This window comes from Streptomyces sp. NPDC111606, assembly GCF_055656945.1.
On the sequence record NZ_JBVKBY010000008.1, the window covers coordinates 412,295 to 426,300 of the forward strand.

A 14,006-nucleotide genomic window follows, 5' to 3' on the forward strand; every position below is an offset into this window, starting at 1 on the left:
CGGCCCCCTTCTTGAAAGAGACACCCGTGCACCACCCCTTCACCCCCGTCGCCTCCGTGCCCGTGGACACGGTCCACGCCCGTGTCCACGAGGAGGGCTGGCAGTCCTGGAGCCCCAGTGGCTCCTACGCCCTCGGCGAGAAGCCGTACCGTCCGGCCAACGACAACTGGGCGACGGTCTGTTACCGGCCCGGTGTCACCGTTCCCGAGGGAGCCTTCCAGGGCGAGGGGCTGCTGGCCCTGGACCCCGGCGACGGCTCACCCGTTCGTCTGTGGGCGGCCGTCGAGCCGACGCGCGCGGTGCCGTCGATCCGTCTGGTCGTCGACGGGGACACGGCGCAGGTCAGCGCCGACGGCCCGGTGAAGGAGTGGACGGGCACGGACATCCGGGCCGTACTGGCGGACTGGGCCGCGGCTCTCGGGGGCGAGGCCCCCCGCCCGGCGCCCACCGTCTGGTGCTCCTGGTACGAGTACTTCACCGCCGTCACCGAGGACGACATCCACGAGAACCTCCGCGCGATGGACACCCTCGACCTGCCCATCGACGTCGTCCAGATCGACGACGGCTACCAGAAGGCCCTGGGCGACTGGCTCACCCTCTCCGGCCGCTTCCGCTCCCGCGCGGGCATCGCCGACGCCATCCGCGCCCGCGGCCGCCGCGCCGGTATCTGGACGGCCCCCTTCCTGGTCGACCCGGCGAGCGACCTGGCCGCCGAGCACCCCGAGTGGCTGGTGCGCACCGCCGACGGCGGCTTCACGCACGCCGGCCGTAACTGGGGCCACGACCTGCGCGTCCTGGACACCACGCACCCCGGGGCGGCGGCGTATCTGACGGAGGTCTTCCGGACCCTGCGCGCCGAGGGCTACGACTACTTCAAGGCCGACTTCCTCTACGCGGGCGCCCTGGACGGCGTACGGCACGACCCGGACGCCGACGCGCTGACGGCGTACCGCTCCGGGATCGGGCTGATCCGCGAGGCCATCGGCGAGGAGGCCTACCTGCTGGGCTGCGGGGCACCCCTGCTCGCGTCCATCGGCCTGTTCGACGCGATGCGGGTCAGCCCCGACACGGCCCCGCACCGCCGCCCCGAGGCCGACGACTACAGCCAACCCGGCCAGGACCCCGCCGAGTTCACCGGCGTCGGCCGCCAGTGGCAGCACGGGCGCCTCTGGACCAACGACCCCGACTGCCTGATGGCCCGCCCGGCCGTGGAGACCCGGGAGCAGTGGGCGGCGCATGTCGAGGCGACGGGCGGCCTGATGGCGTCCAGCGACCGGCTGCTGTCACTGGACGAGTGGGGCGTGGCGACGACGCGCCGGCTGCTGTCGGGGGGCGCCCGATGAAGCGCGAGCTGTCTGTCGAGGGCATCGCCTACGGCGGCGACTACAACCCCGAGCAGTGGCCCGAGGAGGTCTGGGCCGAGGACATGCGCCTGATGCGCGAGGCCGGGGTCACCATGGTCAGCGTCGGCATCTTCTCCTGGGCACTGCTGGAGCCGAAGGAGGGCGAGTACGACTTCTCCCTCCTGGACCGCGTCCTCGACCTGCTGCACGCCCACGGCATCGCGGCCGACCTCGCGACCCCGACGGCGGCGCCCCCGGCGTGGTTCTTCCGCGCCCACCCCGAGGCGCTGCCCGTGGACAAGGACGGCAGGGGGCTGTCGTACGGCAGCCGTCAGACGTTCTGTCCCTCGAGCCCCGCCTACCGGGAGGCCGCCCTGCGCATCGCGCGTGCGCTGGCCGCCAGGTACGCGGACCATCCGGCGCTGGCGATGTGGCACGTCCACAACGAGTACGGCTGCCACAACGCCGAGTGCCACTGCGACGAGAGCGCTGCCGCATTCCGGCGCTGGCTGCGCGAGCGGTACGCGGACGACCTGGCCGCCCTGAACGACGCCTGGGGCACGCGCTTTTGGAGCCAGTGGTACTACGACTGGGACGAGATCCTCCCGCCCCGCCCCACCGGCGCCGTTCCGAACCCCACCCATCAGCTGGACTGGCGCCGCTTCTGCAGCGACGAGCTGCTCTCGCTGTACGAGGCGGAGCGCGAGGTGCTGCTGGCGGCGGCCCCTGCCGTCCCCGCCACCACCAACTTCATGGTGATGTACAACTTCGATGCCCTCGACTACTGGCGCTGGGCCCCGAAGCTGGACATCGTCTCCAACGACCACTACCTCCGGTCGGCCGATCCCAAGTCCGAGATCGACATCGCGCTCAGCGGCGACCTGGTCCGCTCCCTCGCGGGCGGCCCCTGGCTGCTGATGGAGCACTCGACGGGCGCGGTGAACTGGCAGCCGGTCAACCGGGCCAAGGGGCCCGGCGAGTTGCGGCGCAATGCCCTCGCCCATGTGGCCCGGGGCGCCGACGGCATCGCGTACTTCCAGTGGCGGGCGGCGAAGGCGGGTGCCGAACAGTGGCACTCGGCGATGCTTCCGCACGCCGGCACGGACAGCCGGATCTGGCGGGACGTGGTCCGGCTCGGCGCGGATCTGCGGGCGTTGGCGGAGGTCAGGGGCAGTACCGTCCCGGCCCAGGTGGCCATCGTCTGGGACTGGAACTCCCGCTGGGCGATGGAACTCCCCTCCCAGCCGAGCACCGAGCTCCGCTTCCTGGACCTGGTCCGCGCCTGGTACGAGCCGCTGTGGCGGGCAGGCGTGGCGGTGGACTTCGTACGCCCCGACGCGGATCTGTCGGCCTACCGGCTGGTGCTGGCCCCCTCGCTGTACCTGGTGGACGACGAGGGCGCGCGGAATCTGACGGCCTTCGCGTCGGACGGCGGCACTCTGGCGGTCGGCTTCCACAGCGGGGCGGTCGACGAGAACTGCCATGTCCGGCTGGGCGGTTACCCGGGCGCGTTCCGGGAGGCGCTCGGGGTACGGACCGACGAGCTGTTCCCGCTGCTGCCGGGGGAGCCGGTCGGGCTGAGCGGGGGCGGTACGGGGACCCTGTGGTCGGAGCGGGTACGGCTGTCCGGCGCCGAGCCGGTCGAGTCGTACACGACCGGGCCGCTGAGTGGTGTACCGGCGGTGACGCGCAACAGCACCGGTTCCGGGGTGAGTTGGTACGTGGCGACCCTTCCCGACCCGCAGACCCTGGCCGCGCTCCTGGACCGCATCCGCCGCGAGGCGGGAGTGGAGCCGGTGCGCAGCACCCCTCGGGGCGTCGAGGCGGCCTCGCGGCGGGGCGCGGACGCCGACTATCTCTTCCTCATCAACCACACCGACCGTCCCGTCCACGTGGCCGTGGCTTCGGACGCCACGGAGCTGCTGACCGGGAAGCCGGTGCCGGGTTCGGTCAGTGTTCCGGCGGGGGAGACGGCGGTGGTGCGCGAGCCGCGCTGAGCGTCCCGCCATGTGGCAGGGTGGCGGGAAATCACCGGGGGATCTTCGAGGGGTGGGGCGGCATGCCGGAGCTGACCAAGGGCGGGAACACAGCGGTGGGCTCCGGGCCCGTCGTCGCCGAGCTGCACGCCGAGGGCGGCACGGTCGACCTCAGTGCCCTGCTGGTGGCGGCGGACGGCAAGGTCAGGTCCGACGACGACCTGGTCTTCTACAACCAGCCGTCCGCCGAGTCCGGTGCCGTCCAACACCTCGCCGCCGATGCCGAGGGCCCGGAGCGCATCGCGGTGAACCCGGCCGCGCTCCCGGCCGGCGTGGACCGGGTGGTCCTGGTCGGCAGCTGCGATCCCGACGACGCGAACCGCACCTTCCGCGAGGTCAAGGACGTGCTCGTGCGCGCCTCCCAAGCCGGCGCCGACCCGGTTCGCTTCCGCCCGCCGGCCCTCACGGACGGCGAACGCGCCGTGCTCCTGATGGAGCTCTACCGCCGGGGCGAGGCCTGGAAGCTGCGCGCCATCGGCCAGGGGTACGCCGACGGGCTGGCCGGGCTCGCCACCGACTTCGGCATAGACGTGGCCGAGGAGGAGCCGGAAGCGGCCGAGGAGCCCGAGCAGCAGGTGGCGTCTCAGGAGCCGGTGCGGTCCGAGCCGCCCTCGGGCGGGGCGCAGCCGGCCCCCACCGCGCCCCCGATGAGCCTGCGCAAGCCCCCGCTCGGCACGATCAGCCTCGACAAGGGCGGCCAGGTCGCGATGAGCCTGGACAAGGCGGACCGCGAGCTGGTGGTCACCGCGACCCTGGAGTGGGACGGCGGCAGCGAGCAGCGCCGCAGACGGGGCGCCGACCTCGACCTCTACGCCCTGTTCGTGCCGGCGTCGAAGGCGATACGCGGCGACCGGGCCCCCGGCACCCTCATCACGGCGAAGAAGGGCTCGCGCCCGGCGCCCTCGGACACGGCGCACAAGGGCAAGGGCGCGGACGTCGTCTACTACAAGCGCCTGGGGTCACGGAAGAAGCCTCCCTTCATCCGCCTCGACGGCGACGCCCGCGTCCCCGGCCGCGAGACGCTCCGTATCGTCCGCCCCGACCAGCAGGGCTACGTCCTGCTCTGCGCCTACTCCGCGGTCAGCAACGGCTTCGGCTCCTTCCGCAGGTTCGGTGCGAAGGTCGTGGTCACCGACGGGCGCGGCTCGACCGTCACGGTCCCGCTCTTCGAGAACACGAAGACCCGGTACTGGGTGGCCATCGCCCTGGTCGACTTCACCGCGCCCGACGGGGCGGAGATCCACCACGTCGAGGCCTACAGCGGCCGTATGACCGAGCGCCGCCCGGTTCTGCACGCGGACGGCACCGTGGAGATGAACGCGGGGCCGGTGGAGTTCAAGCGGCGCTGAGCCGACGCCCGGGCCCGGCGATGTGAGAAGTCTCCCAAAAAGGGCAAACAGATAAGAGCACGGCATCCAACCGCGAAGGCCGTCCGCCATGCCTGAGCTGCCAGACGTCGAGGGTTTCCGGAACGTGCTCCAGTCCTGCGCGAAGGGCCGGACCATCCGCCGCGTCGACGTCCGCGACCCGGGCGTCCTGCACGGCGTGAGCACGCGGCGGCTGCGGGACTCGCCGGCGGGGCGGCGCGTCACCGGGGCGGAGCGGCACGGCAAGTGGCTGCTCGCCCGCACCGGCGGCCCGACCCTCGCGCTGCACTTCGGCATGACCGACCTGCTGCTCCGCGACCACCCGGACGATGCGGCCGAGCCCCACGCCCGTGTCCTGCTCACCGTCGCCCGCGACCACCGGCTCCGCAGCCGCGACCAGCGCAAACTCCAGGGCCTGTGGCCGGCCGGCGACGACTCCGATGGCGTAGTGGCCGGCCTCGGCAACCTCCTGGCCGACGAGATCCTCTGGCGGGCGAGGCTGCGCCCGAACACCCCGGCGTACGCCCTCGCCGAGCCCGAGCGCCACGGCCGCTACACCGAGATGCGCCGCACCCTGCGCCCCGCGGTCACCGCCGGCCGGGTCCCCCCTCGCCCCACCTGGCTCACCGGCCGGCGCGACGACCCCGACCCGCACCGCCCCCGCTGCGGCGCGCCCCTGCGCCGCACCCGCGTGGCAGGCCGGACGACGGTGTGTCCCGGGTGCCAGGAGAGAGGGGCGTGAGTGTGGCAGACGACCTCGAAGCGACGGCCCGACGTGCGCGGGCCGGTTCAGGATCCCGGTGAATCTCGGCGAGAGCGAGATGAACGATCATGGACGAGCCCGTCATCACCGGCCGGACGACACGTCCGCTCGACGATGTGGTCGGCGAGGCGCTCACGGCCCGCGTCACCGTCGACGAACACGGCACGGTGACCGGGTGGAACGCGGGCGCCGAGCAGCTCCTGGGCTACTCGGCCGATCAGACCGTCGGGCAGCCGGCGGCCGAGCTGCTGGCCGGGCCGGTCCCACCGGACCCGCCCCCGTTCGCCCGGCTGCCGAGATGGCACGGCAAGGTCGTGGTCCGGCACCGCGACGGCCGGCGGCTGGAGATCAGGGTCCTCGGCCACCACAGGGCCGGTGAATGGTTCCTGGTGTCGGCCCTCACCGATCAGCAGCCCTCACCACCCGCCGACGATCCGTTCGTGACCTGGAGCTTCGCCCAGTCCCCGTGCTGCGCGCTGGCGCTCTACGACACCCGGCTCCGCCTGTGCCGCGCCAACGCGGACATGGAACGCTCGGTGGCCCTCACCGAGGCGGACATGCTCGGACTGCGGGTCAACGAGATCGTGGACGACCCGGCCGGCGACCGGGCGGAGCAGAGCATGGTCCGGGTCCTGGAGACGGGCGAGCCGCAGTACAACGAGAACTTCCTGCGCGCCGCCGGTGAGACCCGCGAGCACGCCTGGTCGATCTTCCTGTCGGCCCTGCGCGACGAGACGGGCGAGATACGGGGCGTCTGCCTCACCGCGCACGACATGACCGAGCAGCACTGGGCACGCAAACGGCTCCAGCTGATCGCCGAGGCGGGCCGGCGCATCGGCACCACCCTCGACGTGATGCGTACGGCGCAGGAGCTGGCAGAGGTGACGGTCCCGGAACTCGCCGACTTCGTCACGGTCGACCTGCTGACCTCCCTCGAGGACCTGCACGAGCCGCTCCCGGAGGGCGGGCCGCCGCCGGGCCCTGTCGTGATGCGACGGGCCGCACACCAGTCCGTGACGCCGGGCATGCCGGAGGCGGTCGTCGCCCTCGGCGACGTGGACGAGTACCCGGAGGGCACCGCGCCGGTCGTGGCGCTCCGCTCGGGACGGGCGAGGGTGTACGAGATGACGCACCCCGAGATCACGCGGCTGGTCGCCCGGGACCCGGCCCGGGCCGCCCGGGTCCGCGAGTTCGGCGTCCACTCGGTGATGGCCGTGCCCCTGACGGCCCGCGGAACCACCCTGGGCGTCGCCGTCTTCACCCGCCACCGCAAGTCCCAGTCCTTCCAGCAGGACGACCTGGTGCTGGCCGAGGAACTGGCGGCCAGGGCGGCCGTCTCCATCGACAACGCCCGCCGCTACACCCGCGAACGTGCCACCGCGGTGATGCTGCAGCGCAGCCTGCTGCCGCAGCGGCTGCCCAAGCAGGCGGCGATCGAGGTGGCGTCCCGCTATCTCCCGGCCGGCGCGCACGCCGGCGTCGGCGGTGACTGGTTCGACGTGATCCCGCTGTCGGGGGCGCGGGTGGCGCTGGTCGTCGGCGACATCGTCGGCCACGGCATCCACGCCTCCGCGACGATGGGCCGGCTACGGACGGCCGTACGCACGCTCGCCGACATCGATCTGCCCCCGGACGAACTGCTCACCCACCTCGACGACCTGGTGGCCCGCCTGTCCACGGAGCCCGAGGTCGGCCGGCCGCTCGAGGAGTACTCCGAGCCCGCCGGCGAGGTCGGTGCGACCTGCCTGTACGCCGTGTACGACCCGATCTCCCAGCGCTGCACGCTGGCCCGGGCCGGGCATCCGCTACCGACTGTGGTGAGCCCCGAGGGCACCGCCGAGGTCCTCGACCTCCCGGTCGGCCCTCCGCTGGGCCTGGGCGGCCTGCCCTTCGAGGCGGCCGAGATCGACCTGCCGGAGGGCAGCCTGCTGGCCCTCTACACCAACGGCCTGATCGAGTCCCCGGACCGCGACCTCGACGACGGCATGCTCCGCCTCCGCCACCTGCTCATGGGCCCGGAGCCGACCCTGGACGGCCTGTGCGACAGGATCCTCACCGATCTGCTGCCGCCCCGCCCGCCGGACGACGTGGCGCTCCTGCTCGCCCGCACCCGGGCGCTCGACGCCTCCCAGGTCGCCACCTGGGACGTGCCGGCCGACCCCTCCGCCGTCGCCCAGACCCGCAAGGACGCGCTGGCCCAGCTGGACGCCTGGGATCTGGAGGACGCCGCGTTCGTCACGGAACTGGTCGTCAGCGAACTCGTCACCAACGCCATCCGGCACGCGGAACCCCCCATCCAGCTCCGCCTCATCCACCTCACCCACGACGACTCCCTCATCTGCGAGGTCTCCGACGGCGGCAACACCGCCCCCCACCTGCGCCGGGCCCGCAGCTTCGACGAGGGCGGCCGCGGCCTCCTCCTCGTCGCCCAGCTCACCCGGCGCTGGGGGACCCGCCAGACGGCCAAGGGCAAGACGATCTGGGCGGAACAGCCGTTGGAGCCGGCGCTGCCGACCGGCGTCTGACGGCGGGTCCGAGAACCCCACGCGTCCCAGAGGTTTGGATTCCCCGCCCGGAAGGAAACCGGCCATGAACCTGCTGCCGACCCCGAGTACCGCCATGGACGACCTGACCGAGACACCCCGCGAGACCGACCTCACCCCACTCCTCGCGGCCTGGGACGTGTCCCACCGCGCAACCGACCCCGACTGGCGCCACCTCCTGGACGAGATGGCACACCCGGACACCACGCGGGCGTTCCAGCGACTGGCGGAGACCGCGGCCTGACCTCAGCCCTTGACGGCTGCTGCGATCTGCGTGGCGGCCTGGGCGGGGGTGAGGTGCGTGGTGTCGACGACCTCGGCCTCGGCGTGCAGCCATGTGCGGGCCGCCTCGGCGTAGGGCTCGAGGTATCTGAGGCGGAACGGGGAGTCGGGGCCGAGGACCGTGTCCCCCGCGATCCGCCCGCGCAGGGTGTCCTGGTCGGCGTGGAGGACGAAGTGCCGTACCGGGATGGCATGGTGCGCGAGGCCCGCGCTGATCTCGCGCCAGTACTCCTCGACCAGGACGGTCATCGGCATCACCAGGGTGCCGCCGGTGTAGTCGAGTACGCGGCGGGCGGTCTCGACGACGAGCGGCCGCCACGGCGGCCAGTGCTGGAAGTTGTCCGTCCCGGGCAGCCCCGGTGTGATGTCCATGAGTGTCTCGCCGACCTTCTCGGCGTCGAACACCCTTGAGTCCGGGAGCAGTTGCTGCACGAGTGCGCTGGTCGTTGTCTTGCCCGCACCATGGGTGCCGTTGATCCACACGATCATGGGACCCCACGCTAGCGCTCACCGGTGTGGCCTCAAAAATCGAACACATGATTGAATTTGGCCATGCGAACGTTTCCCGACGACCTCGCCCAGGCACAGCGGGAGTGGAGTGCCACCTACCGGCAACTGGCCGAGCGGCCCGGCCGCACGGAGCTGCGCCGGCGCCTTTACCGGCTGTCGGTCAAGGTGTTCTTCCACCCCTACTGGCAGCAACGGCGCCCCGGCCCCGCCGCGTGGTGGGAACTGCGTGACCTGGGCCGTTCGGGCGGGGACGGCCATCGGTGGCATCGTCGATGACGAGCTGGGGTGCAGGGGCCGACTTCCCGGATGATCCTGAGGACATGTCCGCACCGATACGCGTGACCGTGCATCCGCCGTCCGCCACCGGAGGCCGGCGCGTGCGCGTGGACGGCGAGATCCTCGGGCTGGCCCACAATGTGGCCGATGTGGCGGAGTTCCTCCGCCGAGCCGGGCTGGAGATCGACCCGTCGGACGTGGCGGAGGTGTCCTGGATCGACTGGCGCGGCGTGGGGCCCGAGCGCTGGGGGCCGGAGACGGGCGGCTGACAGCGGCTTCTGGTGGGTCGCGAGGCAAGTTACTGGCGAGTTCGGTGGCTCTGTAAGATCCATTCCGACCATCGCAAGCCCTAACTGGGGGAACAACTCATGACCAAGCGCTTCTCCGCCCTGGCCGTCTCCGCGGCCATCGTCGGCGGCCTCTTCATCACGTCGGTGCCCGCTCAGGCCGCCCCGTCCGCGGTCTCGGCCAAGGCCGCCGTCACCTGCCACCCGAACCAGATGCGCCAGCAGATCGCCGACCTCAAGACCAAGGCCGCGAAGCTGAAGCAGCTGGGGGAGACCGCGGCGGCCAAGAGGACGCTCAACGAGGCGGCCGCCATCCAGAAGAAGCTCAACGCCTGCATCAAGGGTGACGACGAGGCGAGCAAGCCGTTCCCCGGCTAAGCCTCCGGCTCCACGCGTGGCGCTGCCCGTCCGTTCCGCGGATGGTCGGCGCCACGCGCTTTTCCGTAGATCTTTTCCGTAGATCGAGACGGACAACGTCGAAGGGCCCCACCGCGAACGGTGGGGCCCTTCGACATCGTGCCCGGTGAGGCACTGGCGGAGGATACGAGATTCGAACTCGTGAGGGGTTGCCCCCAACACGCTTTCCAAATGTTCGTCTGGGGGTCCGGTGGCGATCGAGGGCGTCCTGACCTGCGGCGAAATGGGGCAATAGGAGGGTGGTGGACCGTGCTGGACGGGGATGAATGAGACCAGAACCGAGACCAGGGCGCCGGGTCATACCTGCTTGACGACGATGGTGTCCGGGAGGAGCTTCTCCAGGTCGTCCACGTCGAGGTGAAGACGGTGACCTGCCCCTTCTGCTGGCGTGCGATGACAGCGAGCACGGCATCGATGGCGTACTTGTGACCGTGCAGCTTGGTGTCGGCCAGGAGGCGCCGGGCCTGGCGGGCTTCGTCCTTGCCGATGTCGGCGACCTTGAGCCGGGAGAGCACCCAGTCCCAGCGCTGCTCGGTGGTTCTGCCGTCGAACGCCTCGACCAGCGTCATGGGAGACGGCACCACCTCGGCCCCACCCCCGGCCGCGAGGTCGAGCCAGGCGATCGTCTTCCTGTCGCCGCGTACCGCAAGGGACAGGGCTTCGCGGTCCAGTACGAAGACGCGGAGAGGCGGCTGCCCGTAGAGCCACGCTCGTCACGGTCCCGCCCGCACCACACCCCTGTGCTTGACCATTCCGCGGTCACAATCTCTTGCTCTGCGGTGTGAGAGGGGCGCAACGGAATGTCCCACGCGGTCTAACAGGCAGGAAACCGGCCGCTACGGCGGTCGGACTAACTTCGTGACATGAGGGTGTGGATGCCCGTACGGCCGCTGCGCGGCAGGCTTGCTGCGATCGGCAAGGGCAGATTAGGCAGGGGCGGTTCAGCGCGCCGCCACGGGGGCCGAACGACTCCAGGGCGACGGCCCATGGCTGGCTGGCGCAGCATCAGGGGCCGGGTGGCGGTGGTCATCACGGTCCCGATCTGCTTGCTGCTGGCGGTGACCGGTCTCGCGGTGCACGGCCGCGCCGAGGCCCTCGGCGATGCCCGGACGACCCGTGCCGAGGTGGGCCTCAGCCTGCGCATCCAGGCGCTGGTGCACCAGCTGCAACGTGAACGCGGCCTGACCAACGGCCTGTTGGGCGGTGAGAAGGAGTTCCGCTCACCGCTTTCCGCCACGCGCAAGCGCGTTGACACGGCACTGCGCCGAATGCGCAGCGAAAGCGCCGTCGAGGACGTCGTCCAGCGGAACTTGCGGCGTCTCGCCGACATCCGGGCCGCCGCCGACAGAGGCACCGCCGGCCAGGCCGCGACCCTCACCTTCTACACCAGCGCCGTCAACGCCCTGAACGCCGTCGATCCGGTGGCGGAAACCGCGACCGGCGCCGACCGTCAACTGCGTGACGGACTGGCCGCGTTGCGCGAGCTGGCCGCCACCAAGGAGTCCGTCGCTCTCGAACGCGGACTCCTCAACGGTGTGTTCGCCCAAGGCGCCTTCCACGGCCGCGCGTACATCGACTTCACCGAGGTGCGAGCCACACGCGTCGCCGCCCTCGCCCGCTTCCGGCAGGTCGCCACCGCACCTCAGCACGCGGCACTGGAGAAAGCCTTCGCAACCGAGGACGCCGAACGCGCCACCGCCTACGAGAAACAGGCGGAAGACGCCGCCGACGGCTCCCCGCTGCGCGCCGACGCCGGCACCTGGTGGGACGCGATGACGGTACTCGTCGACGATCTGTACGCCGTCCAGCAGTCGGTCGGTGTCGGCGTACGGGACCGGGCCGATCGGCTCAGCCACGACGCCGAGCTGGCCCTCGCCGCCTATCTCGTCGCGGGCACGCTCATCGCCACCCTTGTCGCGGGCCTCGCCGCTGTTGCCTCCCGGTCCCTCACGCGCCCGCTCCGTGGGCTCGCCGAGACCGCTCACGACGTGGCGCGCCGCCGGCTGCCCGCAGCCGTCGCCCGTATCCAGCAGTCCCCGCAGGACCATGCTCAGCTCCTCCCGCCGGAGAACGTACGGGACAGCCCCGATGCACGGCTGCTGGGCGGTGCGGCCGAGATCGCCGAGGTCGCGGCGTCCCTGCAGCAGGTTGAGCACACGGCCCTCCAGCTGGCTGCCCAGCAGGCCGGCCTGCGTCGCAACACCACGGAATCGCTCGCCAATCTCGGCCGCAGGAACCAGAGCCTCGTGCGTCGCCAGCTCAGCCTCATCACCCGCCTGGAACGGCAGGAACTCGACCCGGACGCCCTCGCCGAGCTCTTCGAGCTCGACCACCTCGCCACCCGTATGCGGCGCAACGCCGAAAGCCTGCTGGTCCTGGCCGGGCAGAATTCGCCGCGGGCCACGGCAGCACCCGCCGACGGTCTGGAGGTCGTCCAGTCCGCAGTCGCCGAGGTGGAGCAGTACCGTCGAGTTCTGATCGCGACCGTGGAGCGGGTGCGGGTGCGTGGGCACGCCGTCGCAGATGTCGCCCACCTCCTCGCCGAGCTCATCGAGAACGGACTGAATTTCTCGCCCCCGACCGAACCGGTCGAGGTGCACGGCTGGTACGACACCGAGGACGACACGTACTCCTTCGGTGTCGTCGACCACGGCATCGGCATGTCCGAAGCCGACAAAGCACGTGCGGGCGCCCTCCTCTCCGACTCCGGCGAGGAGACCCTGGTTGCCGCACCCACCCGGTTCCTCGGCCACCTCGTCGTCGGCCGACTCGCCCACCGCCTCGGTGAAGGCGCTCAAGTCCACCTCTTCGACACTCCTGGCGGCGGCCTGTCCGCCCTGCTTGTCCTCCCCGGGCGCTTGCTCGCCCCCGTGGAGGACCCCTCCACCTCACCCCCACCCGCCAGGCCCGCTGTCTCCTCCCTGCTCAACGGCTTCCGAGCAGGTGTCGCCCGCGCCGAAGCCAGAAACCCCCAAGGAGCGTCATCGTGACCACCGCCGTCCAGAGTTTCGGCTGGCTCGTCTCGGAGTTCGTGCGCACCGCCGACGGCGTCACCGATGCCGTCGCCGTTTCCTCTGACGGCCTGCTCATGGCCGCCTCGGACAGCCTCGGCCGAGATCGCGCCGACCACTTGGCCGCCGTCGTCTCCGGCATCACCAGCCTCGCCCAGAACGCGGCGACGGCACACGGCTTCCACGGCATGAAGCTCGTCATGATCGAAATGCTTGGGGGCTTCCTCATGGTCGGTCGTATCCGCGACGGCAGCTGCCTCGGCGTCCTCGCCGCCGAAGGGTGCGACGTGGGCCTCGTCGGCTACGAAATGGCCGTCCTCGCCGACCGCGCCGGCGAGCTGCTCACCCCGCAGTTGGTACACGAACTGCACTCCGCGCCCAGGTGAGCCCACCCGTTCGCCGTCCGCCCCTGCCTCCGTTACCAGTCCGTGCCGCGAACGGTGGCGAGGCCGGGCCGAATCGGCTCCGCCCGAAGTACGCACACGGCTGCGGTGCCAGTCCTTGCGGCCGGAAAGCGGGCTACTGCCCTAATCGTGAGCAGACCCGTCGTGAGCACAAGTCGACCAAGTCCCGGGCCGGACGGCGAACCATCGGCCTGCCCGATCCGCTGATCAAGATTTTCCGCCAGCACAAGAGGCACAGGAGCGGGAGCGGATGGCTGCCGGGGCCGACTGGGAGGCCAAGGGGTACGTGTTCGCCTCGCCGACCGGCGGGCCCCTGAGTCCGAACACCGACTTCCACATCTGGAAGCGGCTGCCTCGGGACGCCGGTCTCCGGGATGGCCGTCTCCATGACGCTCGCCACACCGCCGTCACCGTGCTCCTGATCCTCGGCGTCCCGGACGTCGTGATCGACTCGATCATGGGTTGGGAGCCCGGGGGAGCGGCTCGGATGCGCGCTCGCTACATGCATGTCACGGGGACCATGCTCCGCAAGGTCGCGCAGCAAGTCGGCGATGCGCTGTGGGAGCTCCCGGAAACCAACTGAGACGGAAACTGAGACGGACAACGTCGAAGGGCCCCACCGCGAACGGTGGAGCCCTTCGACATCGTGCCCGGTGAGGCACTGGCGGAGGATACGAGATTCGAACTCGTGAGGGGTTGCCCCCAACACGCTTTCCAAGCGTGCGCCCTAGGCCTCTAGGCGAATCCTCCGCCGCAAACAATACAAG

12 protein-coding genes, 1 tRNA gene and 1 pseudogene are annotated in these 14,006 nt (G+C 71.4%); 12 read left to right on the forward strand and 2 right to left on the reverse strand.

What is annotated here, in order from left to right; translation table 11 throughout:
• Positions 1-26: 26 nt before the first annotated feature.
• From ACZ7M7_RS28750 to ACZ7M7_RS28775, 6 genes are all read left to right on the forward strand, one after another.
• Positions 27-1,343: a glycoside hydrolase family 36 protein gene (locus tag ACZ7M7_RS28750; protein WP_472121590.1), complete on the forward strand. Its 1,317-nt coding sequence runs from the start codon at positions 27-29 to the stop codon at positions 1,341-1,343.
• Complete coding sequence (locus ACZ7M7_RS28755) at positions 1,340-3,340, forward strand: beta-galactosidase (protein WP_472121593.1); 2,001 nt, start codon at positions 1,340-1,342, stop codon at positions 3,338-3,340. Before ACZ7M7_RS28750 ends, ACZ7M7_RS28755 begins: the two co-directional genes overlap by 4 nt.
• 62 nt (positions 3,341-3,402) lie before the next feature.
• Positions 3,403-4,728, forward strand: coding sequence for a TerD family protein (locus ACZ7M7_RS28760; protein ID WP_472121596.1), 1,326 nt, complete (start codon positions 3,403-3,405; stop codon positions 4,726-4,728).
• Positions 4,729-4,816: 88 nt separating this feature from the next.
• Positions 4,817-5,488: a DNA-formamidopyrimidine glycosylase family protein gene (locus ACZ7M7_RS28765; protein ID WP_472121598.1), complete on the forward strand. Its 672-nt coding sequence runs from the start codon at positions 4,817-4,819 to the stop codon at positions 5,486-5,488.
• 89 nt (positions 5,489-5,577) lie between these two features.
• On the forward strand, positions 5,578-8,034 hold the full coding sequence (locus ACZ7M7_RS28770; RefSeq protein WP_383608036.1) for a SpoIIE family protein phosphatase: 2,457 nt from the start codon (positions 5,578-5,580) through the stop codon (positions 8,032-8,034).
• A gap of 64 nt (positions 8,035-8,098) precedes the next feature.
• On the forward strand, positions 8,099-8,296 hold the full coding sequence (locus ACZ7M7_RS28775; protein WP_383608034.1) for a hypothetical protein: 198 nt from the start codon (positions 8,099-8,101) through the stop codon (positions 8,294-8,296).
• A 2-nt stretch (positions 8,297-8,298) separates the two neighbouring features.
• Here the strand turns inward: ACZ7M7_RS28775 and ACZ7M7_RS28780 are convergent, their stop codons facing one another.
• A complete protein-coding gene (locus ACZ7M7_RS28780; RefSeq protein ID WP_383608032.1) occupies positions 8,299-8,823 on the reverse strand; it encodes a P-loop nucleotide/nucleoside kinase family protein in 525 nt (174 codons plus the stop codon).
• 63 nt (positions 8,824-8,886) lie between these two features.
• Here ACZ7M7_RS28780 and ACZ7M7_RS28785 point away from each other — a divergent pair, with 63 nt between their 5' ends.
• From ACZ7M7_RS28785 to ACZ7M7_RS28810, 6 genes and pseudogenes are all read left to right on the forward strand, one after another.
• Positions 8,887-9,120, forward strand: coding sequence for a hypothetical protein (locus ACZ7M7_RS28785; protein WP_383608030.1), 234 nt, complete (start codon positions 8,887-8,889; stop codon positions 9,118-9,120).
• Positions 9,121-9,164: 44 nt separating this feature from the next.
• Positions 9,165-9,389 carry a hypothetical protein gene (locus ACZ7M7_RS28790; RefSeq protein ID WP_369272038.1) on the forward strand — a complete coding sequence of 75 codons (225 nt, stop codon included), beginning with the start codon at positions 9,165-9,167 and terminating at the stop codon, positions 9,387-9,389.
• Between the two features lie 99 nt (positions 9,390-9,488).
• A complete protein-coding gene (locus ACZ7M7_RS28795; protein ID WP_472121602.1) occupies positions 9,489-9,785 on the forward strand; it encodes a hypothetical protein in 297 nt (98 codons plus the stop codon).
• Positions 9,786-10,810: 1,025 nt separating this feature from the next.
• Positions 10,811-12,814: a sensor histidine kinase gene (locus tag ACZ7M7_RS28800; protein ID WP_472121605.1), complete on the forward strand. Its 2,004-nt coding sequence runs from the start codon at positions 10,811-10,813 to the stop codon at positions 12,812-12,814.
• Positions 12,811-13,221 carry a roadblock/LC7 domain-containing protein gene (locus tag ACZ7M7_RS28805; protein WP_472121607.1) on the forward strand — a complete coding sequence of 137 codons (411 nt, stop codon included), beginning with the start codon at positions 12,811-12,813 and terminating at the stop codon, positions 13,219-13,221. The genes ACZ7M7_RS28800 and ACZ7M7_RS28805 overlap by 4 nt, the downstream gene beginning before the upstream one ends.
• A gap of 71 nt (positions 13,222-13,292) precedes the next feature.
• A pseudogene (locus ACZ7M7_RS28810) lies at positions 13,293-13,822 on the forward strand (tyrosine-type recombinase/integrase); the annotation flags it as partial.
• 79 nt (positions 13,823-13,901) lie between these two features.
• Here ACZ7M7_RS28810 and ACZ7M7_RS28815 read toward each other — a convergent pair.
• A tRNA-Ser gene (locus ACZ7M7_RS28815) sits at positions 13,902-13,989 on the reverse strand.
• Positions 13,990-14,006: the final 17 nt, after the last annotated feature.

Bases quoted from the DNA above. Each gene is read 5' to 3' on its own strand.
- ACZ7M7_RS28755 (WP_472121593.1), top strand. From the start codon at position 1,340: ATGAAGCGCGAGCTGTCTGTCGAGGGCATCGCCTACGGCGGCGACTAC.
- ACZ7M7_RS28760 (WP_472121596.1), top strand. From the start codon at position 3,403: ATGCCGGAGCTGACCAAGGGCGGGAACACAGCGGTGGGCTCCGGGCCC.
- ACZ7M7_RS28765 (WP_472121598.1), top strand. From the start codon at position 4,817: ATGCCTGAGCTGCCAGACGTCGAGGGTTTCCGGAACGTGCTCCAGTCC.
- ACZ7M7_RS28770 (WP_383608036.1), top strand. From the start codon at position 5,578: ATGGACGAGCCCGTCATCACCGGCCGGACGACACGTCCGCTCGACGAT.
- ACZ7M7_RS28775 (WP_383608034.1), top strand. From the start codon at position 8,099: ATGAACCTGCTGCCGACCCCGAGTACCGCCATGGACGACCTGACCGAG.
- ACZ7M7_RS28780 (WP_383608032.1), bottom strand. From the start codon at position 8,823: ATGATCGTGTGGATCAACGGCACCCATGGTGCGGGCAAGACAACGACC.
- ACZ7M7_RS28785 (WP_383608030.1), top strand. From the start codon at position 8,887: ATGCGAACGTTTCCCGACGACCTCGCCCAGGCACAGCGGGAGTGGAGT.
- ACZ7M7_RS28790 (WP_369272038.1), top strand. From the start codon at position 9,165: ATGTCCGCACCGATACGCGTGACCGTGCATCCGCCGTCCGCCACCGGA.
- ACZ7M7_RS28795 (WP_472121602.1), top strand. From the start codon at position 9,489: ATGACCAAGCGCTTCTCCGCCCTGGCCGTCTCCGCGGCCATCGTCGGC.
- ACZ7M7_RS28800 (WP_472121605.1), top strand. From the start codon at position 10,811: ATGGCTGGCTGGCGCAGCATCAGGGGCCGGGTGGCGGTGGTCATCACG.